This is a genomic window from Wenyingzhuangia marina (assembly GCF_900130035.1).
Taxonomy (GTDB): Bacteria; Bacteroidota; Bacteroidia; order Flavobacteriales; family Flavobacteriaceae; genus Wenyingzhuangia; species Wenyingzhuangia marina.
This window is the reverse complement of the sequence record NZ_FQXQ01000001.1, coordinates 334,929-354,387: the sequence shown is the minus strand read 5'-3', so window position 1 is coordinate 354,387 and position 19,459 is coordinate 334,929. Positions and strand designations below refer to the sequence as shown.

The window sequence follows — 19,459 nt, the reverse complement described above, 5'->3', positions numbered from 1 at the left end:
TGCAAACTTAGTTTACAGATTTTGGGAATTAAAATCTTTGTTAATGCTGTCTATAAAATTTAAAATATCGTCTTTCCCATTTTTATTGGCAGATGATGAAGTAAAATAAGTAGGGAAATATTCAAATTTCTCTTTTAACATCTCAGCTTCATACTTGGCAATATTTTGAGTAATTGCTTTGGGTTTTAGCTTGTCTGTTTTGGTAAAAATAATAACAAATGGTATTTCGTTTTCTGCTAAAAACTCCATGAATTCAACGTCTATTTTTTGTGGGGTATGACGAGAGTCTACCAACACAAAAGTACAAACCAATGCTTTACGTTGCTTAAAATAATCGGTGATAAAACTTTGAAATTCCTTTTTGGTGCTTTTAGAAACTCTAGCGTATCCATAACCAGGTAAATCAACCAAAAACCAATTTTTGTTGATTTTAAAGTGATTGATTAGTTGTGTTTTTCCAGGAGTTCCCGATGTTTTTGCAAGTTTATTTCTTCCTGTAATCATATTGATTAAAGAAGATTTACCTACGTTAGATCTTCCAATAAAAGCGTATTCAGGAATATGTTCAGAAGGACATTTAGAAACTTCTGAATTACTTACGATGAACTCCGCAGATTTAATCTGCATTACTTTATACTGTTTTTGTCAAACCAAGCACCAACTACTTCGTTAAATTCATTTGGATGTTCCATCATAGGAGCATGTCCACACTTGTCAATCCAAAATAATTCAGAGTTAGGCATTAGTTTGTTGAATTCATCAGCAACTTCAGGAGGTGTTACATCATCTTGTTTTCCCCAAACCAAACAAGTAGGAATTTTCATGTCGGGTAAATCGTTAGCCATGTTGTGTCTAATAGCACTTTTAGCCAAAGCTAAAATTCTAATAGCACAATTACGATCGTTTACAACTTTAAATAAGTCGTCAACCATTTTTTTAGTAGCCGTTGCAGGGTCATAAAATACCGCTTCTGCTTTTGTTTTTATGTATTCGTAATCACCACGTTTTGGGTAAGTATCCCCCATGGCTTTTTCGTACAATCCAGAACTTCCAGTTAAAACTAAAGAATCTACCAAGTAAGGAAATGCTTTGGTAATGTATAATGATACGTGACCTCCAAGTGAGTTCCCTAATAAAGTGGCATGTGGAACATTTTTAAATTCCATGAACTTTTTAACAAATTTTGCTAAATTCTTAACGTTTGTTTTAATTATTGGTAGGGTGTAAATAGGTAACTCAGGTACTAAAACCTTGTATCCAATCTTAGAAAAGTGCTCTACAACACCAGAAAAATCATCAAGAGTTCCCATCAAACCATGTAAAACAATAATAGTTTTACCTTCTCCTGCTTCAATGTATTTAAACTCTCCTTCCGTTTTAACGTTATATTCCATGCTTATTATCTAGGCTTAGGTTTAGCTGCAAATGTAAACTTTTTTTGATAAAAAACCACTTATTCATAAATATAGCCTATTGCTTGAACGCTAACTTCTTAACTGATTGATATTTAAAATATAAGCAATTTGTGGTGTTGTGGTAAAACTTATCAACAATGTGGGGTAAAGTGGTAGAAAGTGGTAAAATATTTTATATTTTTGAAAAGTAAACTCATAAAGTGGATTCATTAATAGGAACATACGAATGTAAAACAGACACCAAAGGTCGTGTGATGCTTTCATCTGGATTAAAAAAACAGTTGGAAGGTGTTCTGCATGAGGGGTTTGTGTTAAAGCGTTCTGTGTTTCAGCCTTGTTTAGAATTGTATCCAATGGCAGAGTGGAACAAGGTAATGGAACAAGTCGGAAAGCTGAATCGCTTTGTAAAAAAGAACAATGATTTCATCAGATTGTTCACAGCTGGCGTTAAAAACATAGAATTAGATGCTTCTGGAAGATTATTGTTGCCAAAAGATTTGTTGGCTTATTCTAAAATATCAAAAGAAGTAGTGTTGTCATCAGCGGTGTCGATTATAGAAATATGGGATAAAGAATTGTATGAAAAAGCAATTGACGGTGCAATGGATGATTTTGCTGAATTGGCAGAACAAGTAATGGGAGGTTTAAATACAGAAGAAGATGAGTTATCATAATCCAGTGTTGTTAAAAGAAAGTGTAGATGCATTAAACATAAGACCAGATGGTGTTTATGTGGATGTAACTTTTGGTGGTGGAGGTCATTCAAAAGAAATTCTATCAAGATTGGGTGAAGAAGGTAAGCTGTTTGCTTTTGACCAAGATCCTGATGCGCATGAAAATGCTTTAGATGATGAACGTTTTACTTTGATTCCACAAAACTTTAGATATATAGAAAGATTTTTAAGGTTTTATGGAGCGAGAAAAGTAGATGGGGTTTTAGGAGATTTTGGCGTTTCTTCACATCAGTTTGATCAGGCAGAAAGAGGTTTTTCTACTCGTTTTGATGCGCAGTTAGATATGCGTATGGATCAAAAAGCAGAAGTTAGTGCTGCACATATTATCAATTATTATGCTCAAGATGATATCGCAAATATATTATTTCAATACGGAGAGTTGAGAAATGGTAGAGCCATGGCGAAAGTAATCGTAGCAGCTCGTGAAGAAAATAAAATAGAAACTAGTTTTCAGTTAAAAGAAGTCTTGGCTCCCTTTTTACCAAAAGCAAAAGAGCATAAAATATTAGCACAAATTTTTCAGGCGTTAAGAATTGAGGTGAATCAAGAGTTAGAGGTTTTAAAAGAATTCTTAACTCAGATTCCAAATATATTAAATGAGGAAGGAAGGTTGAGTGTGATTTCTTATCATTCGTTAGAAGATAGATTGGTAAAAAGATTCATTCAGAAAGGGATGTTTGAAGGAGAGCCTGAAAAAGACTTTTATGGAAACTTTAGTGTACCAATGCAAAAAGTTGGAGGATTGATATTGCCAAGCAAAGAAGAAATCAAAATAAACAATAGAGCGAGAAGTGCCAAGTTGAGAATTGCAAAATTAAAAAGCTAATGGTAGGAGTTGGTGAATTTATTTCTGGAGTTTTAAAAGGAGACTTTTTAATAAAGAGTGATTCTGTAAAAAACTGGAAAGTCATTTTTGTGGTTTTAGGAATGTCAATCATCATGATTACTTGTGCACACCAAACCGATGAAAAAAATATTAAGATATCGGTGCTTAATAAAGAAATAAGAGCGCTAAAAGCTGAATATATAGATAGCGCAACCAAAGTGGTTCATTTAAAATTAGAATCCACAGTAAAAGATCAAGTAGCACAAGAAGGGTTAAAATCATCTGTTGAACCCCCAATAAAAATAGTAGTTAAAACACCAAAATAGAAAAAGTTGAGTACCACGGAAAAAAGCATAGTAGACAAATTAGGTTGGTTAGTGTTAGTGCTAGCTGTGCTTTTTGTTGTTTTAATTGTGCGAGTGGGATTTATACAATCTGTTGAAGGAGAGTATTATAGAAAGATATCCGTTCAAAGAACTATAAAAACAGACACCATTTTTGCTAACAGGGGGAATATATATGCTACAGGAGGAAATCTTTTAGCTACCACCATGTCTAAATACACGGTTAGATTAGATATGGTTACGATAGAGAATAAGGTTTTTGAAGAAAATATCAATGCTTTGTCAGATTCTTTGTCGGTCTTATTTAAAAAGCCATCTTCTTATTATAGGAATTACTTAAGAACAGGAAAAAGACGTAGAAATAGATACTTATTTCTAGCGAGGGATTTAGGGTATATAGACTATGCTAGGTTAAAAACTTTTCCAATTTTAAAATTAGGTCAATACAGAGGTGGTTTAATTACGGAACAAAGAAATGTAAGAGCAAGGCCTTTAGGTAATTTGGCAGTGAGAACTGTTGGTTATTCAGATTATAGAGGTAATGTTGGGGTAGAAGGAGCTTATATCAACTATTTAAAAGAACATCACGGTTGGAGACAAAAGCAAAGAATTGCAAAAGGTCAATGGAAGCCTATTAATGATAAAAACGAAAAAGAACCTCAAGATGGGAGTGATGTCATAACCACCATTGATGTTAATATTCAAGATGTAGTACATGCTGCTTTGTTAGAACAGTTAGAAACTTTTGAAGCGGATCATGGTTGTGCCATGGTCATGGAAACCAAGACGGGAGAAATAAGAGCGATTGTGAATTTAGGGAAATACCCTAATGGTAATTATTTTGAAAAAAGGAACTATGCTATTTACGAAGCACAAGAACCGGGTTCGACTTTTAAATTGGCTAGCTTATTAGTTGGCTTAGAAGATAAAAAAGTAGATACAGGTGATGTAGTAGATACTGAAAAAGGAGTGATGAAAGTCTACGGAAGAAGCATCATAGATTCTCATAGAGGTGGATATGGAAAAATATCTTTGGCCAGGGCCATTGAAGTTTCTTCTAATGTTGGAATTGCTAAAATGGTGATGGAATCATACAAGTCCAATCCACAGCAATTTGTTGATGGAATTAACAAGCTAGGTTTTGGTGAAAAAATTGGAGTACCTATTAAAGGAGAAGGTCAACCGTTTATTCCAAATCCAAAATATGTAAAAAGAGGAGATCCAAATAGTTGGAATGGTTTGTCCTTGGCATGGATGGCATGGGGGTATGGAGTAAAGGTAACACCATTACAGTTGTTGACTTTTTACAATGCTATTGCGAATGATGGAGTGATGGTGAAACCAAGATTCATCAAAGAATTACGTAACCAAGGAGAGGTGGAAAAAGTATTTGAATCAGAAGTGTTAAATGATAAAATTGCTTCAGAAGAGACCATCAATAAACTTCAGGAAATTTTAAAAAATGTGGTCATAAGAGGTACTGGGGAAAAATTGTATTCCCCTAGTTTTTCTATGGCGGGTAAAACAGGTACTTGTCAAACAGAATATTGGACAGGGAACACACAGTATGTGTCTTCTTTTACTGGTTTTTTTCCGGCAGAAAATCCTAAATATACTTGTGTTGTGGTCGTAAATAAACCTAACAAACATAAAGGTTATTATGGAGCAACTGTTGCAGCTCCTGTGTTTAAAGCTATTGCTCAAAAAATATATGCTAGTTCTTTACAAGAAAAAGAAGTGACATTGGATTTGCCAAAATTAGCATCCTTAGAAAGTGATTATCAAGAATATCAAAAAGAAAACTTAGATCTAAAAAGTAAAATGCCCGATGTAAGAGGTATGGCTTTAATGGATGCGGTTTCTGTTTTAGAAAATAAAGGATTATTGGTAGATGTTCAAGGTGGATTGGAGTATGTAAAAAAACAATCCATCACCAAAGGAGTAGATATCAAAAGAGGTCAACAAGTAGTATTGTATTAATATGGAATTAAAAGATTTATTAAAAAAAGTAGCGGTTTTAAATCAAATCAACTTTAATGAAAAGGTTGAGGTGACTGCTATTGCTTTTGATTCTAGAAAAGTTACACAAGGAACTTTATTTGTAGCTCAAAAAGGGGTACATGTAGATGGGCATCAATACATTTCTAAAGCCATTGATTTAGGAACGAACGTAATTGTTTGTGAAGAAATGCCTCCTAGTATTGTTGATGAAGTGGTTTACTTACAAGTTAAAAATGCTAATGAGGCTTTGGCAATGTTGGCTGCTAATTTTTATGATCACCCATCAGAAAAACTAAAATTAGTTGGGGTTACTGGTACCAATGGAAAAACGACGGTTGCTAGTTTGTTGTATCAATTATTTCAGTTGTTAGGATATAAAACAGGATTGTTATCTACCGTAAAAGTTGTGGTAGATAAACAGGAATTTACAGCGACACATACTACTCCAGATTCTTTGGCTATTAATATGTATATGTCAGCAATGGTAAAAGCTGGGGTTGATTATTGTTTTATGGAGGTGAGTTCTCATGGAATTCATCAAGAAAGAACTTTTGGGTTAGATTTTAACGGCGGAGTGTTTACCAATATTACCCACGATCATCTAGATTATCACAAAACCTTTAGTGAATATAGAGATGTTAAAAAATCATTTTTTGACAATCTATCAAAATCCGCTTTTGCATTAACCAATACGGATGATAAAAACGGAATGGTGATGTTGCAAAATACAAAGGCAACCAAAAAGAGCTATTCTCAAAAAACATTGGCCGATTATAAGGTGAGGATTTTAGAAAAGAGTTTTTCTGGAATGTTACTGCAAATCAATCAACACGAAGTTTGGGTGCAATTGGTAGGAGGATTTAATGCCTCAAATTTAGGAGCTATTTACGGAGTGGCTTGTGAATTAGGGGTTGATGAAATGGAATTGTTAACTGCTTTGAGTCAGTTAAAAAGTGTAGATGGTCGTTTTCAATACCAAGTTTCCAAAACGGGAATTGTTAGTGTGGTAGATTATGCACACACGCCAGATGCCTTAAAAAATATATTGAGTACTATTAAAGAAATGGTGAGTACTTCAGTAAACATCATTACTGTGGTGGGTTGCGGAGGTGATAGAGATAAAACCAAAAGACCTAAAATGGCAGCTATTTCGGCTGAGTTGAGTACTCAGGTGATTTTAACTTCTGACAATCCACGAACTGAAGATCCAACTTCGATTTTAGAAGATATGGAAGCGGGAATTACAGTGGAAAAAGCACATAAAGTATTAACGATTTCTGATAGAAAACAAGCGATTAAGACAGCTTGTAAATTGGCTAAAAAAGATGATGTAGTTTTGGTGGCTGGTAAAGGACACGAAACCTATCAAGAAGTAAATGGGCAAAGAACTCATTTTGATGATAAAGAGATATTAATAGAAACTTTTGAAACACTAAATAAATAATAATGTTATACTACTTATTTGATTTTTTAGAAAAAGAATATCAACTGATTGGAGCGAGTTTGTTTCAGTTTATTACGTTCCGTTCGGCTTTGGCATTTATGGTTTCATTGTTATTGTCTACCATTTACGGAAAAAGGTTGATAGACTATTTACGTAAACAACAAATTGGAGAAACAGTTAGAGATTTAGGACTGGATGGTCAGGTGCAAAAAGCAGGAACTCCTACTATGGGAGGGTTGATTATCATTTTAGCGACTCTAATTCCAGTATTCTTATTCGCAAGATTAGATAATATTTATGTAATCATTTTAATCATCACTACTTTGTGGATGGGAGCCATCGGTTTTTTAGATGATTATATCAAAGTGTTTAAAAAAGACAAAGAAGGATTAAAAGGAAAATTCAAGGTTTTAGGTCAAGTAGGTTTAGGATTGTTTGTTGGAGTCATGTTTTATTTTCATCCTGCTGTGACTATGAAAAAAGAATTGCCTTTTTCTCAAAAAATAGCCAATACACATTTGTTTGGCGAGGAAATAAAATCAGTAAAAACCACCATTCCATTCTTAAAAAATAATGAGTTTGATTATGCATCTGTCATTAGTTGGATGGGAGAAAATGCTGCGAATTATGCTTGGCTTATTTTTATCCCTGTAGTCATATTTATTGTAACGGGAGTTTCTAACGGAGCTAATTTAACAGATGGTATTGATGGTTTGGCAGCGGGAACTTCCACTATTATTGTGGCGGTTTTAGGAGTTTTTGCTTGGGTGTCAGGGAACATTGTTTTCTCGGATTACCTAAACGTGATGTACATTCCAAATTCAGGAGAAATGACCATTTATATCAGTGCTTTTGCTGGTGGATTGATTGGGTTTTTATGGTATAACACTTTTCCTGCACAGGTATTTATGGGAGATACAGGGAGTTTAACCATTGGAGGAATCATTGCGGTAATTGCCATTGCTGTTCGTAAAGAATTGTTGATTCCAGTATTGGCCGGGATTTTCTTGGTAGAAAATTTATCGGTAGTTATTCAGGTTTTTTGGTTTAAGTACACAAGAATAAAATTTGGTGAAGGAAAGCGTGTTTTTTTAATGGCTCCTTTACATCACCATTATCAAAAGAAAGGATATCACGAAAGTAAAATTGTTGCAAGATTTTTAATTGTAGGTATCCTGTTAGCAGTATTGTCTATTGTGACTTTAAAGATGAGATAAAAAATATCAAGTATGTAGTAGTTAGTATCAAGACATTGTGCTAAAAATACTAACTACCTGATACATGATACCAGATACTAAAAAAATATGAAAAGAATTGTTGTTTTAGGAGCAGGCGAAAGCGGAGTAGGAGCAGCCATTTTAGCAAAAAAGCTAGGAATGGATGTTTTTGTGTCTGATAAATCGGTTATCCAAGAAAAATATTTACAACAATTAAAAGAAGAAAATATTGATTTTGAATCTGGACAACATACCGAAGCATTGATTTTAAATGCAGATATAGTAGTGAAAAGTCCAGGAATTCCAGATCATATTCCGTTCATAAAGAATATAGTAAAACATGGGATTCCAGTCATTTCTGAAATAGAATTTGCGGCCAATCACAGCCCTGCAAGAATTATAGGAATTACGGGTTCTAATGGTAAAACCACGACTACAATGTTAACGCATCATTTGTTAAAAGAATGTGGGTTTAATGTTGGGATTGCTGGGAATATAGGAGAAAGTTATGCAGCACAAGTTGCGAATCATGATTTTGAGAATTACGTTTTAGAGTTAAGTAGTTTTCAGTTGGATGGTATTGAAATGTTTGCACCACATATTGCAATCATCACCAATATTACCCCAGATCATTTAGATAGATATGATTACGATTTTGACAAATACATCGCTTCAAAATTTCGTATCACAAAAAATCAGAAAGCATCAGATTATTTGATTTATGATGCAGATGATGCCACCGTTGTAGAGGGCGTAAAAAAATACAACCCAAAGGCTCAATTAGTACCCTTTTCAATTGAAAAAAATTTGGAATACGGTGCCTATGTTGACCAAAAAGATATAGTGATTAACATTAACAAAGAAGAAATTAGAATGAGCATTTCAAAATTATCGTTACAAGGTAAACACAATACCAAGAATGCCATGGCTGCATCATTAGCGGCACAATTGCTTAAAGCAAGAAAACAAACCATTTTAGAGTCTTTAGAAAACTTTGAAGGAGCAGAACACAGGCTAGAACATGTGTTAAAAGTAAATGGAGTAGAATATATTAATGATTCTAAAGCAACCAATGTAAATGCAACTTTTTACGCTTTGGAATGTATGACTCACCAAACCGTTTGGATTGTTGGTGGAGTTGATAAAGGAAATGATTATTCAGAATTATATCCTTTGGTAAGAGAAAAAGTAAAAGCAATTATTTGTTTAGGATTAGACAATGCTAAAATTAAAAATGCTTTTGGTGGTATTGTTGATTTTATTGAAGAAACCACAAGTGCTGATGAGGCAGTAAAGATTGCTTATAAGTTAGCAGACAAAGGGGAAACAGTTTTGTTATCTCCAGCTTGTGCAAGTTTTGATTTGTTTGAAAACTACGAGGATAGAGGAAGAAAATTTAAAGATGCAGTAAGAAATTTATAACATGAGTTCACTGTTACAAAATATCAAATCATACATCAAAGGTGACCTATTTATTTGGGCACTGGTCGCGTTATTGGCATTGTTTTCTTTTATGCCAGTATATAGCGCTAGTACTAATTTGGTATATGTGGCAGGGAATGGAACTACTATTGGAATTTTAATCAAACATGCGGTGTTACTCTTAATGGGGTTTACCATTATGTTTTTTATTCATAGAACACCGTACCGATATTTTAGTGGGGTTTCGGTGGTGATGATCCCAATTGTAATTGTCTTGTTAATCGTTACACTAGCCCAAGGAACTACTATTGGTGGTGCCAATGCAGCTCGTTGGATTCGTATTCCAATTATTGGAGTAGGATTTCAAACGTCTACTTTAGCTGGATTGGTCATTATGGTATACACAGCTAGATATTTGGCAAAAAGAAAAGATGATATCATCGATTTTAAAGAAAGCTTATTAAGACTTTGGACACCCATAGCATTGGTGTTGATGTTTATTTTACCAGCCAATTTTTCTACCACAGCAATTGTGTTCATGATGGTGTTGATGTTGTGTTTTGTAGGAGGATATCCGATAAAATATTTAGCGGGAATTATTGGGGCAGGAATTGTGATTTTATTATTATTTGTGTTAACTGCAAAAGCTTTTCCGGGATTAATGCCTAACCGTGTTGATACTTGGATGAGTAGAATAGAGTCTTTTTCTGATGACGACTCTAAGGAAGGATATCAAGTAGAAAATGCAAAAATAGCCATTGCTACAGGAGGATTAACAGGAAAAGGACCTGGGAAAAGTGTACAGAAAAACTTTTTGCCACAGTCTTCTTCGGATTTTATTTTTGCCATTATTGTGGAGGAATATGGATTGTTTGGAGCAGGATTGGTGTTGTTGGTTTATTTTGTATTGACTTTTAGGTTATACGTAGCAGCTAAAAAAGCAGGAACTGTATTTGGAAAATTATTGATTGTTGGGGTGGGGTTCCCCATTGTTTTTCAGGCAGTAATTAATATGATGGTGGCAACCAATTTAGGACCTGTAACGGGACAAACTTTACCATTAATAAGTAGTGGTGGAACGTCTATTTGGATGACTTGTTTGGCTGTTGGAATGGTGTTGAGTGTTACAGCAAGTGCAAATGTTACCGAAGAACAATTGGCCACAGAGAGTGAAGATCCGTTAGAAAAATTATATCACACAGAAGAAATTGAGGAGGCATAATTATGAGCAAGATTAAAAAAATATTGATTAGCGGAGGAGGTACAGGAGGACATATTTATCCTGCCATTGCCATTGCGAACGAATTAAAACTTCGTTATGCCGATGCTGAGTTTTTATTTGTAGGTGCTCAGGATAAAATGGAAATGGAAAAAGTGCCTCATGCAGGTTATCCAATTAAAGGATTGTGGATTGCGGGTTTACAGCGCAGTTTAACATTTAAAAACATGCTATTTCCTATAAAGTTAATCAACAGTATTTGGAGATCTAAAAAAATTGTACGTCAGTTTAAACCAGATGTAGTGATAGGAACTGGTGGTTTTGCTAGTGGGCCTGTATTGCATGTGGCTAGTAAAAAAGGAGTTCCGTGTTTAATTCAGGAACAAAATTCTCATGCAGGAATTACCAATAAAATATTATCAAAAAAAGTAAATAAGGTTTGTGTGGCTTATGAAAACATGCAACGTTATTTTCCAAGTGATAAAATTGTCTTTACCGGAAATCCTGTAAGACAAGATTTGTTAAATGTGAGTTCAAAAAGAGCTGAAGCACAAGTTTTTTTTAAGTTAGATCCTAATAAAAAAACATTGTTGGTTTTAGGAGGAAGTTTAGGAGCTAGAGCCATCAATCAAATGATTGAAAATAATGTTAAAGGTTTGCTTGCTCAACAAATTCAAATCATATGGCAAACGGGTAAGTTTTATATCAAAGAATATAAAAAGTTTGGTGAATTGGAGGGGGTACAAACACATGCTTATTTGTCAAAAATGGATTTGGCTTATGCGGCTGCAGATATTATTGTGTCCAGAGCAGGAGCTAGTTCTGTGTCTGAATTATGTATTGTAGGAAAACCAGTGATATTTATGCCATCACCTAATGTGGCAGAAGACCATCAAACTAAAAATGCAATGGCCATTGTGAATAAAAATGCAGCCATTATGTTAAAAGAAACAGAGAAAGAATATTTGATGACCAAAGTGCAGTATTTGTTGCAAAATGAAGACAATGTAAATCAAATGTGTCATAATATGAAAGCTTTGGCAAGACCAGAGGCAACCAAAAGAATTGTTGAAGAAATCGAAAAAATAGCCAAGTGGAATTAAACAACATACATAACATCTACTTTGTAGGAATTGGTGGTATTGGAATGAGTGCCATTGCTAGCTATTTTGTGGCGAATGGAAAATTGGTGTCTGGTTATGATAAAACCCCATCGGTAGTGACCAAAGCATTGAATGAACAAGGAGTTAAAATCTCTTTTGTGGATGAAGTTACTACGATTGAGGAATCATTTTTAAATCCAGAAAAAACATTGGTGGTCTATACGCCTGCCATTCCTAAGGATGGTAAAATATTAAACTACTTTCAGCAGAACGGTTTTGAGGTGTTAAAAAGATCAGCACTTTTAGGGTTGATTACCAAAAACACCATTTGTTATGCAGTGGCAGGAACCCATGGAAAAACGACTACCTCGTCTATTTTAGGACATATTATGCATGTTTGTGGTACTGGAGCAACCTCGTTTTTAGGAGGGATTACAGAGAATTATAATTCTAATTTGATATTAGGAGAAGATAAAATATCAGTAGTAGAAGCAGATGAGTTTGATCGTTCGTTTTTACAACTATCTCCAAACGTGGCTTGCATTACTAACATGGATGCAGATCACCTAGACATTTATGGAGAGAAAGAAGCTTTAGAAACTTCGTTTAGAGAGTTTGCTAACAAAGTGTCGGATACTTTAATTGTAAAAAAAGGATTGCCTGTTGAGGGTTTGACTTACGGAGTGGAAGAAGAGGCAGATTATATTGCTCAGAATATAAAGATAGAACAAGGTTCTTTTGTGTTTGATGTAAAAACACCGAACGGATTTGTGAAAGATGTGATTTTTCATTTACCAGGAAGACACAATGTTTCCAATGCTTTGGTGTCTATAGCCATGGCAGAAAAACATGGATTGAGTTTAGAAGGCATAAAAGAAGCATTGAATTCTTACAGAGGAGTAAAAAGAAGATTTTCGTATAAAATAAAGCAAGATGATTTTGTGCTGATTGATGATTATGCACATCATCCTACTGAAATTGAGGCGGTTGAAAATGCGGTAAGAGAAATGTATCCAAATCAAAAAATATTAGCGGTTTTTCAGCCACATTTATTTAGCAGAACTAGAGATTTTATTGATGATTTTGCCAAAAGTTTATCGAAATTTGACGAAGTAATTTTATTAGATATTTACCCTGCTAGAGAGTTACCAATGGAAGGGGTTACATCAAGTTGGTTGTTGGGTAAAATTGACAATCAAAATAAATCATTGCAAACAAAAGAAAACGCAATTATTAGTATTAAAAATACCGATGCTACCGTTGTAGTGATGATTGGTGCCGGAGATATCGGTGTTTTGGTAGAAGAAGTAACAACGGTATTAAATAATTAAGTAACGAATATTAACAGATGAAAAAATATTTTGTCTACATAAAAACAGTACTCTTTCTATTGTTTATAGGATTTATTTTTGGATTCACATCCAAAAGAAATTCGATGCGTAAAATAGAAAATATAGATATTGTTTTTGCCAATGAAGACAATTTATTTTTAACACATCAAATGGTTGATAACTTGTTAATACAAAATAAGAAGGGAGTACGAAACCAAGCAAAATCCTTGATAAATTTACAAGAGTTGGAACAGATGGTGCAATCACACCCTATGGTGGAAACCGCTCAGGTATCTGTAGGGGTAGTTGGTGATTTGAAAGTGAGTGTAATACAACGTAAACCACTTGCTAGAGAGTACAGTCAAAACGGTGTTTTTTATATAGACTCAAAGGGATTAAAAATGCCTTTGTCTAAGAGTTATTCGGCAAGAGTTCCAATAATCAACAACAAAAATGGCTTTATAAAGTCAGAAGAAGTATTTCCATTAATTCAAAAAATTCATCAAGATGAGTTTTTTACCAAGTTAGTGGTGGCTATTAAAAAAGATAAAGAAGGATATTGGTTACAAACCAGATTCAATCATCAACAAGTATTGTTAGGAGGATTGAATAATACTTCTGATAAATTAAAGAAATTAAAAGTGTTTTACAACTATATGGAAAAAGATAGTTTGTCTGCCACTTTCAAAAAAATAGATTTACAGTACAACAATCAAGTTGTGTGCTCAAAATAAGGTAAGGATGGAAAATAACCGCATTGCTATTGGATTAGATATTGGAACAACTAAAATTGTTGCCATGATTGGTCGTGAAAACGAGTATGGTAAAATTGAAGTTTTAGGGATAGGAAAAGCAAAAAGCCTAGGAGTAAAAAGAGGGGTTGTAAATAATATTACACAAACCATACAATCTATTCAACAAGCTGTTGAAGAAGCGGAAAATGTATCAGGATTAAAAATTGATACGGTTACTGTGGGGATTGCTGGACATCATATCAGAAGTATTCACCATAGTGATTATATTACAAGACAAGATGCCGAGGAGGTAATTGATGAAAAAGATATAGAGAACTTAATCAATCAAGTTCACAAGTTGGTGATGTTGCCGGGTGAAGAAATTATACATGTGTTACCTCAAGAATTTAAGGTAGATAGTCAAGCAGATGTTTCTGAGCCTATCGGAATGTATGGAGGGAGATTAGAAGCTAATTTTCACGTAGTAGTAGGTCAGGTTTCTCAAATAAAAAATATTGGGAGATGTGTGACCAATTCAGGTTTAGGATTGTCAGCCATCACCTTAGAACCATTGGCTTCTGCAGAGGCTGTATTGAGTCACGAGGAAAAAGAAGCTGGAGTTGCATTGATTGATATAGGAGGTGGAACGACAGATTTGGCTATTTTTAAAGATGGAATTATTCGCCATACAGCAGTCATTCCTTTTGGAGGAAATGTCATCACAGAAGATATTAAAGAAGGTTTTTCAATTATAGAAAAACAAGCAGAGTTGCTAAAAGTAAAATTTGGATCGGCTTGGCCTGGGGAAAATAAAGACAATGAAATTGTTTCTATTCCAGGATTAAGAGGAAGAGAACCAAAAGAAATTACTTTAAAAAGTTTGTCTCAAGTAATCCATGCTCGTATTACAGAAATTATTGAGCAAGTGTATTTAGAGATTAAAAACTATGGACACGATACTCAGAACGGAAAATTAATTGCTGGAATTGTATTAACTGGTGGAGGTGCACAAGTAAAACATTTAAAGCAATTGGTAGAGTATATTACAGGAATGGATACCAGAATAGGATATCCTAACGAGCATTTGGCTGGTGGTTCAGATGAATCATTATCAAGTCCTGTGTTTGCAACAGCTGTAGGTTTGTTAATGGAAGGATTGGAAAAAATGCCAAAGCAACAACCAGCAGCTCCAGAAGAACCCGTTTTTGAAAAAATAGAACAGAAAAAAGAAGAAACAATTGCAGCGCATCAGGAAGAACCAGAAATAATGGAAGAGCCTAAAACTGTAAAACAACCAAAGCAAAAAGTAAATAAAAAATCTTGGTTAGATAAGTTTACCTCTGGATTAAAAGATTTTTTAAACGAAGCAGAATAACATTCACCCATAAATCCCATTTATTATGAGCGATACACCATTTAACAACGTTGCATTCGATATGCCAAAATCACAATCAAGTTCTATAAAAGTTATAGGAGTTGGTGGTGGAGGTAGCAATGCCGTGAACCACATGTTTACCCAAGACATAAAAGGAGTAGATTTTGTGATCTGTAATACAGATGCACAAGCTTTACAAAATAGTCCTGTACCTAATAAAATTCAGTTAGGAGTTAGTTTAACTTCTGGATTAGGAGCAGGTGCAAATCCTGAGGTTGGTGAAAAAGCAGCGCAAGAAAGCATTGAAGAGATTCAGAAAATGTTGACTTCGCAAACTAAAATGGTATTTATTACTGCTGGTATGGGAGGTGGTACAGGTACAGGTGCTGCACCAATTATTGCGGGTATTGCTAAAAAAATGGACATTTTAACAGTTGGGATTGTTACCATGCCGTTTCAGTTTGAGGGTAGAATGCGTGCCAAACAAGCTCAAAAAGGGATTGACGAGCTTAGAGAAAATGTAGATTCTTTAATTGTTATTAACAATAACAAATTAAGAGAGGTGTATGGTAATTTAGGATTCAAAGCAGGTTTCTCAAAAGCAGATGAGGTATTGTCTACTGCATCAAGAGGAATTGCAGAAGTAATTACACATCACTACAAACAAAACATAGATTTACATGATGCTAAAACAGTACTTTCTAATAGTGGTACAGCCATCATGGGGTCATCAAAAGAAGCAGGAGAGAACAGAGCTCAGAATGCAATTAAAAAAGCTTTAGATTCTCCATTGTTAAATGATAACAAAATTAGAGGAGCAAAAAACGTATTGTTGCTAATTGTTTCTGGAGCTGATGAAGTTACTTTGGATGAGATTGGAGAGATTAACGATTTTATTCAAGAAGAAGCTGGTTACGAAGCCAACATTATTATGGGGGTTGGAGAAGATGAATCTTTAGGTGATGCTATTGCAGTAACGGTTGTTGCTACTGGTTTTGCGATAGATCAACAAAGAGATATTACCAACACTGAAGTTAAAAAAGTATATCATACTTTAAACAACGAACAAACAGCTCATTATAATTTTGAGGATGAACAAACGATAGTAAGACCAAGAACCACTCGTATTATAGAAGAGCCTATTGAAGAGAAAAAGGTTGTGCATCAGTTATTGGAAGAAGAACCAGAAGAAGTGGTTTTTACACCCAAAAAACAAATAGAGAATGAGTTGATTGAAACAACATCTGCTGTTGAAAATATAGAGGTTGTTTTTGATGAAGTTAAAAAGGAAGTAGAGGAGATAGTTGAAGAAGAAGAATCCTATGATTTTGTTAGTGAAGATGATTTTGTAATTAATGACATCACGCCAAATTTATTTTCAGAATTAGACGAAGAACCTGTTGCCAAAGTAAATGTTTTTGATTTACCGGTAAATTCAGTCGTTGAGGTTAAAAAAGAGGAGCCTATCAACATTTTTGATATTCCTGTTATAGATGCTGAGGAAATTAAATACGAAGCCAAAGAAGAAGTGTTTAATGTATTTGATTTACCAGTAATTGATGCTGAGGAAGTTGTTTTTGAAAGAAAAGAAATAGCAACTCCTAAAAAAACAGTTTATGTTTTAGAAGATGAGGAAGAGGATGTAAATGAAATAGAAGTTGTAGAAGCCAAAGAAATATCTGCAAAACCAATTGCAAAGCAAGAAGAAAGTTTATCAGGAATTAAAAGATATACTTTAGATCAGTTTGATGTACAGCCAACTATAAAGAATTCATCTTCTTTAGAAATGAAGAAGAAAATTGAAGAAATAGAGGTGAACGATGTGGAGGAAATTAGATTTCAGGTTAGAGAGCCAAAACAAATGGAGGTGATTGATCATGAAGAAGTTTCTCCGTTAAATTTAACTATATCTGAAGTACAGCGTAGCGCTGAAAAGCGTAAGAACACCTTTAAAAAATACAATCACAGATTTAAAACTTCTGCGTTTAATGAAGATGTAATTGATGATATTGAAAAAGAACCGGCCTATAAAAGATTAGGTTTGGAGTTACACAGTAAACAAGATGTAAACAATAAATCAAGAACTTCTATTGATGTTGACAAAGACAATGAGGTAACGATTAGAAAAAATAATTCTTTTTTACATGACAATGTAGATTAGTCTTAGTTATATATAAAAACAAGTGCTTTAAAACCCGACCATTGGTTGGGTTTTTTTAATACTTTTGTAATCCAATCATCAAATCCAAATAAAATGAGTTTATCAACAGAAGTCATGGCAAAAATGAAAGATGCTATGAGAGCAAAAGATACCGTAGCATTAGAAGCATTAAGAGCTGTAAAATCAGCAATTTTACTAGCACAAACAGAAAATGGAGCTAAGGAAGAATTAACTGAAGATGCTGAGATTAAATTGTTGCAAAAATTGGTAAAACAGCGTAAAGATTCCGCTACTTTATATACTGAACAAGGAAGAACTGATTTGGCTGAACCAGAAATAGCACAAGCGGAAATTATATCTCAGTTTTTACCAGAACAAATGAGTGAAGAGGAGTTAAAAGCAGCATTGACCAAATTAATTTCTGAAACAGGAGCTTCATCAATCAAAGATATGGGAAAATTAATGGGGATTGCTTCTCAACAATTTGCTGGAAAAGCTGATGGAAAAGCGATTTCTGTAGTAATTAAACAGTTATTGTCTTAAAAAGATTTAAGAAGATAAAAAAAGCGACTCAGGTGAGTCGCTTTTTTTATGAGATTATTTATCGTTGTTTAATCGGTCTTTTACAAATTCCACTTCTGTTTTACCATGTGGTTTTGGTTTTCCATCATCTCCTAAATTGACCATAATGATGTTGTCTACTTTGATAATAGTTTCTCTCGTCATTTTGTTTCTAACTTCACAATTTAAAGTTAAAGAAGATTTACCAAATTTTTCTACTTCCATTCCTATTTCAACAATATCTCCTTGTCTTGCAGAGCTTAAAAAGTTAATTTCAGACATGTATTTAGTTACCACTTTACTATTTTCAAGTTGTATAATAGAATACAAAGCAGCTTCTTCATCTATCCATGCTAATAATTTCCCTCCAAATAAAGTTCCATTAGCGTTTAAGTCTTCGGGTTTTACCCATTTTCTTGTGTGAAATCTCATGTGTTTTAAATGTTTGTGTAAAGGTACATTTCACAATATGAAATAACAATTTTGTAGGTTAGATAAAATTGATAAGGTTATAATGAATAACTATGAATTGTAATTAAGCTTTAAAAAGTTTTTGGTAGAGCTTCTCATGACCAAATCCGTCTTAATGATTTTGGTAACATAAGGAAGGTTATCAACTTCGGATTCAATTCTGTCAATTAATAATTTAGCAGCTTTTGCTCCCATTTTCTCTCCATGTTGACTAATAGTCGTCATTTGTGGGCTAGCATGTCTTGCTAAAATTCCATTTGAAAAAGCGATGACAGAAAAATTACCAGGAATATTATATCCTAATTTTAAAGCTACTTTTTGAGCAGCAATAGCTGTGGCTTCGTTGGTAGTAATGACTCCATCTATTTTGTTTTTTTCTAAAATAGGCGTTAGTAATTTTTCGTATTCTTTGTAATTATACTCAGATAAATCTATAATAAGTTCTTCGTTTACAGGAAATTTGTATTCTTCTAAAGCTTGTAAATATCCTTTTTTTCTTTTTTTAGTACTGCCAAGTTTTCGGTGAGTAGAAATAAAAGCAATGTTTTTACATCCGGTGTTTTTTAAATGTTCCACCGCATTAAAAGTTGCTTTATGATCTTTAATCATCACTTTGTCACACTCTAACTCTTTAGGAACTCTATCAAACATCACAATAGGAAAACCTTCATCAATGACGTTTTGAAAATGAATATAATCTTTGTTAATACTGGTTTCTAAGGCAGGAGAAATAATAAAACCATCAATACTACCATTGGATAGCATTTCTAAGATTTCAATTTCTTTGGTTGTTTTTTCGTTAGAAACACAGGTAATAATTTTATAACCAGCTTCGTTGGCAACTTGTTCTATGCCATTAAAAACTTGGGCGTAAATATATTTTAGCATGTTAGGAATTAACACGGCTATGGTCTTAGTTTTTTTGTTCTTTAAACTAAGGGCATTAAAATTTGGTTTGTATTTAAACTCTTTGGCATAAGCCTGGATACGTTTTTTGGTTACTTCAGCAATTTCATGGCTATCGTTTAAAGCTTTAGAAACAGTTGAAATAGAAACGTTTAGTTCCTTGGCAATGTCTTTAATGGTTAACTTTTTTTTCAT

At 33.8% G+C, this 19,459-nt stretch carries 18 protein-coding genes; 14 read left to right on the top strand and 4 right to left on the bottom strand.

Going from position 1 to position 19,459, the window contains the following annotated elements:
* Positions 1-12 precede the first annotated feature (12 nt).
* Both yihA and BUB70_RS01460 read right to left on the bottom strand, forming a co-directional pair.
* Complete coding sequence (yihA, locus tag BUB70_RS01465) at positions 13-627, bottom strand: ribosome biogenesis GTP-binding protein YihA/YsxC (RefSeq protein ID WP_073117910.1); 615 nt, start codon at positions 625-627, stop codon at positions 13-15.
* Positions 627-1,394 carry an alpha/beta fold hydrolase gene (locus tag BUB70_RS01460; protein WP_073117909.1) on the bottom strand — a complete coding sequence of 256 codons (768 nt, stop codon included), beginning with the start codon at positions 1,392-1,394 and terminating at the stop codon, positions 627-629. The genes yihA and BUB70_RS01460 overlap by 1 nt, the downstream gene beginning before the upstream one ends.
* A gap of 221 nt (positions 1,395-1,615) precedes the next feature.
* Here BUB70_RS01460 and mraZ point away from each other — a divergent pair, with 221 nt between their 5' ends.
* The 14 genes from mraZ to BUB70_RS01390 all read left to right on the top strand — a co-directional run bounded on the left by mraZ (position 1,616) and on the right by BUB70_RS01390 (position 17,869).
* Positions 1,616-2,089 (top strand): division/cell wall cluster transcriptional repressor MraZ, encoded by a 474-nt coding sequence (gene mraZ, locus BUB70_RS01455; RefSeq protein ID WP_073117908.1) that lies wholly within the window; start codon positions 1,616-1,618, stop codon positions 2,087-2,089.
* Complete coding sequence (gene rsmH / locus BUB70_RS01450) at positions 2,076-2,975, top strand: 16S rRNA (cytosine(1402)-N(4))-methyltransferase RsmH (RefSeq protein WP_073117907.1); 900 nt, start codon at positions 2,076-2,078, stop codon at positions 2,973-2,975. The genes mraZ and rsmH overlap by 14 nt, the downstream gene beginning before the upstream one ends.
* Positions 2,975-3,301 carry an FtsL-like putative cell division protein gene (locus tag BUB70_RS01445; protein ID WP_073117906.1) on the top strand — a complete coding sequence of 109 codons (327 nt, stop codon included), beginning with the start codon at positions 2,975-2,977 and terminating at the stop codon, positions 3,299-3,301. Before rsmH ends, BUB70_RS01445 begins: the two co-directional genes overlap by 1 nt.
* 6 nt (positions 3,302-3,307) lie before the next feature.
* Complete coding sequence (locus tag BUB70_RS01440; protein ID WP_084730129.1) at positions 3,308-5,299, top strand: penicillin-binding protein; 1,992 nt, start codon at positions 3,308-3,310, stop codon at positions 5,297-5,299.
* A 1-nt stretch (position 5,300) separates the two neighbouring features.
* Positions 5,301-6,764: a UDP-N-acetylmuramoyl-L-alanyl-D-glutamate--2,6-diaminopimelate ligase gene (locus tag BUB70_RS01435; protein ID WP_073117905.1), complete on the top strand. Its 1,464-nt coding sequence runs from the start codon at positions 5,301-5,303 to the stop codon at positions 6,762-6,764.
* A gap of 2 nt (positions 6,765-6,766) precedes the next feature.
* On the top strand, positions 6,767-7,981 hold the full coding sequence (gene mraY / locus BUB70_RS01430) for a phospho-N-acetylmuramoyl-pentapeptide-transferase (protein WP_073117904.1): 1,215 nt from the start codon (positions 6,767-6,769) through the stop codon (positions 7,979-7,981).
* Between the two features lie 87 nt (positions 7,982-8,068).
* Positions 8,069-9,403 (top strand): UDP-N-acetylmuramoyl-L-alanine--D-glutamate ligase, encoded by a 1,335-nt coding sequence (gene murD, locus BUB70_RS01425; RefSeq protein ID WP_073117903.1) that lies wholly within the window; start codon positions 8,069-8,071, stop codon positions 9,401-9,403.
* 1 nt (position 9,404) lies between these two features.
* Positions 9,405-10,625 (top strand): FtsW/RodA/SpoVE family cell cycle protein, encoded by a 1,221-nt coding sequence (locus tag BUB70_RS01420; protein ID WP_073117902.1) that lies wholly within the window; start codon positions 9,405-9,407, stop codon positions 10,623-10,625.
* Positions 10,626-10,627: 2 nt separating this feature from the next.
* Positions 10,628-11,725 (top strand): undecaprenyldiphospho-muramoylpentapeptide beta-N-acetylglucosaminyltransferase, encoded by a 1,098-nt coding sequence (gene murG / locus BUB70_RS01415; protein WP_073117901.1) that lies wholly within the window; start codon positions 10,628-10,630, stop codon positions 11,723-11,725.
* Positions 11,716-13,056 carry a UDP-N-acetylmuramate--L-alanine ligase gene (gene murC / locus BUB70_RS01410; RefSeq protein ID WP_073117900.1) on the top strand — a complete coding sequence of 447 codons (1,341 nt, stop codon included), beginning with the start codon at positions 11,716-11,718 and terminating at the stop codon, positions 13,054-13,056. The genes murG and murC overlap by 10 nt, the downstream gene beginning before the upstream one ends.
* Before the next feature lie 104 nt (positions 13,057-13,160).
* Positions 13,161-13,790, top strand: coding sequence for a cell division protein FtsQ/DivIB (locus BUB70_RS01405; RefSeq protein ID WP_084730128.1), 630 nt, complete (start codon positions 13,161-13,163; stop codon positions 13,788-13,790).
* Positions 13,791-13,797: 7 nt separating this feature from the next.
* Entirely contained in the window at positions 13,798-15,165 is a 1,368-nt protein-coding gene (gene ftsA / locus BUB70_RS01400) for a cell division protein FtsA (RefSeq protein WP_073117898.1), read from the top strand.
* Positions 15,166-15,190: 25 nt separating this feature from the next.
* On the top strand, positions 15,191-17,326 hold the full coding sequence (gene ftsZ, locus BUB70_RS01395) for a cell division protein FtsZ (protein WP_073117897.1): 2,136 nt from the start codon (positions 15,191-15,193) through the stop codon (positions 17,324-17,326).
* Between the two features lie 93 nt (positions 17,327-17,419).
* Positions 17,420-17,869, top strand: a complete 450-nt coding sequence (locus BUB70_RS01390) for a GatB/YqeY domain-containing protein (protein WP_073117896.1) — start codon at positions 17,420-17,422, stop codon at positions 17,867-17,869.
* A gap of 54 nt (positions 17,870-17,923) precedes the next feature.
* On the opposite strand, the gene BUB70_RS01385 is transcribed toward BUB70_RS01390, so the two are convergent.
* Together BUB70_RS01385 and BUB70_RS01380 are read right to left on the bottom strand one after the other, a co-directional pair.
* Positions 17,924-18,319: an acyl-CoA thioesterase gene (locus tag BUB70_RS01385; protein WP_073117895.1), complete on the bottom strand. Its 396-nt coding sequence runs from the start codon at positions 18,317-18,319 to the stop codon at positions 17,924-17,926.
* A gap of 90 nt (positions 18,320-18,409) precedes the next feature.
* Entirely contained in the window at positions 18,410-19,459 is a 1,050-nt protein-coding gene (locus BUB70_RS01380; RefSeq protein ID WP_073117894.1) for a LacI family DNA-binding transcriptional regulator, read from the bottom strand.

What these genes read in the sequence shown, in the direction of transcription:
- BUB70_RS01380 (WP_073117894.1), bottom strand. Translation starts at nt 19,459, where the DNA reads ATGAAAAAAAAGTTAACCATTAAAGACATTGCCAAGGAACTAAACGTT.
- mraY (WP_073117904.1), top strand. Translation starts at nt 6,767, where the DNA reads ATGTTATACTACTTATTTGATTTTTTAGAAAAAGAATATCAACTGATT.
- BUB70_RS01390 (WP_073117896.1), top strand. Translation starts at nt 17,420, where the DNA reads ATGAGTTTATCAACAGAAGTCATGGCAAAAATGAAAGATGCTATGAGA.
- murG (WP_073117901.1), top strand. Translation starts at nt 10,628, where the DNA reads ATGAGCAAGATTAAAAAAATATTGATTAGCGGAGGAGGTACAGGAGGA.
- rsmH (WP_073117907.1), top strand. Translation starts at nt 2,076, where the DNA reads ATGAGTTATCATAATCCAGTGTTGTTAAAAGAAAGTGTAGATGCATTA.
- BUB70_RS01385 (WP_073117895.1), bottom strand. Translation starts at nt 18,319, where the DNA reads ATGAGATTTCACACAAGAAAATGGGTAAAACCCGAAGACTTAAACGCT.
- murD (WP_073117903.1), top strand. Translation starts at nt 8,069, where the DNA reads ATGAAAAGAATTGTTGTTTTAGGAGCAGGCGAAAGCGGAGTAGGAGCA.
- BUB70_RS01445 (WP_073117906.1), top strand. Translation starts at nt 2,975, where the DNA reads ATGGTAGGAGTTGGTGAATTTATTTCTGGAGTTTTAAAAGGAGACTTT.
- BUB70_RS01460 (WP_073117909.1), bottom strand. Translation starts at nt 1,394, where the DNA reads ATGGAATATAACGTTAAAACGGAAGGAGAGTTTAAATACATTGAAGCA.
- BUB70_RS01405 (WP_084730128.1), top strand. Translation starts at nt 13,161, where the DNA reads ATGCGTAAAATAGAAAATATAGATATTGTTTTTGCCAATGAAGACAAT.
- BUB70_RS01435 (WP_073117905.1), top strand. Translation starts at nt 5,301, where the DNA reads ATGGAATTAAAAGATTTATTAAAAAAAGTAGCGGTTTTAAATCAAATC.
- yihA (WP_073117910.1), bottom strand. Translation starts at nt 627, where the DNA reads ATGCAGATTAAATCTGCGGAGTTCATCGTAAGTAATTCAGAAGTTTCT.
- ftsZ (WP_073117897.1), top strand. Translation starts at nt 15,191, where the DNA reads ATGAGCGATACACCATTTAACAACGTTGCATTCGATATGCCAAAATCA.
- ftsA (WP_073117898.1), top strand. Translation starts at nt 13,798, where the DNA reads ATGGAAAATAACCGCATTGCTATTGGATTAGATATTGGAACAACTAAA.
- BUB70_RS01420 (WP_073117902.1), top strand. Translation starts at nt 9,405, where the DNA reads ATGAGTTCACTGTTACAAAATATCAAATCATACATCAAAGGTGACCTA.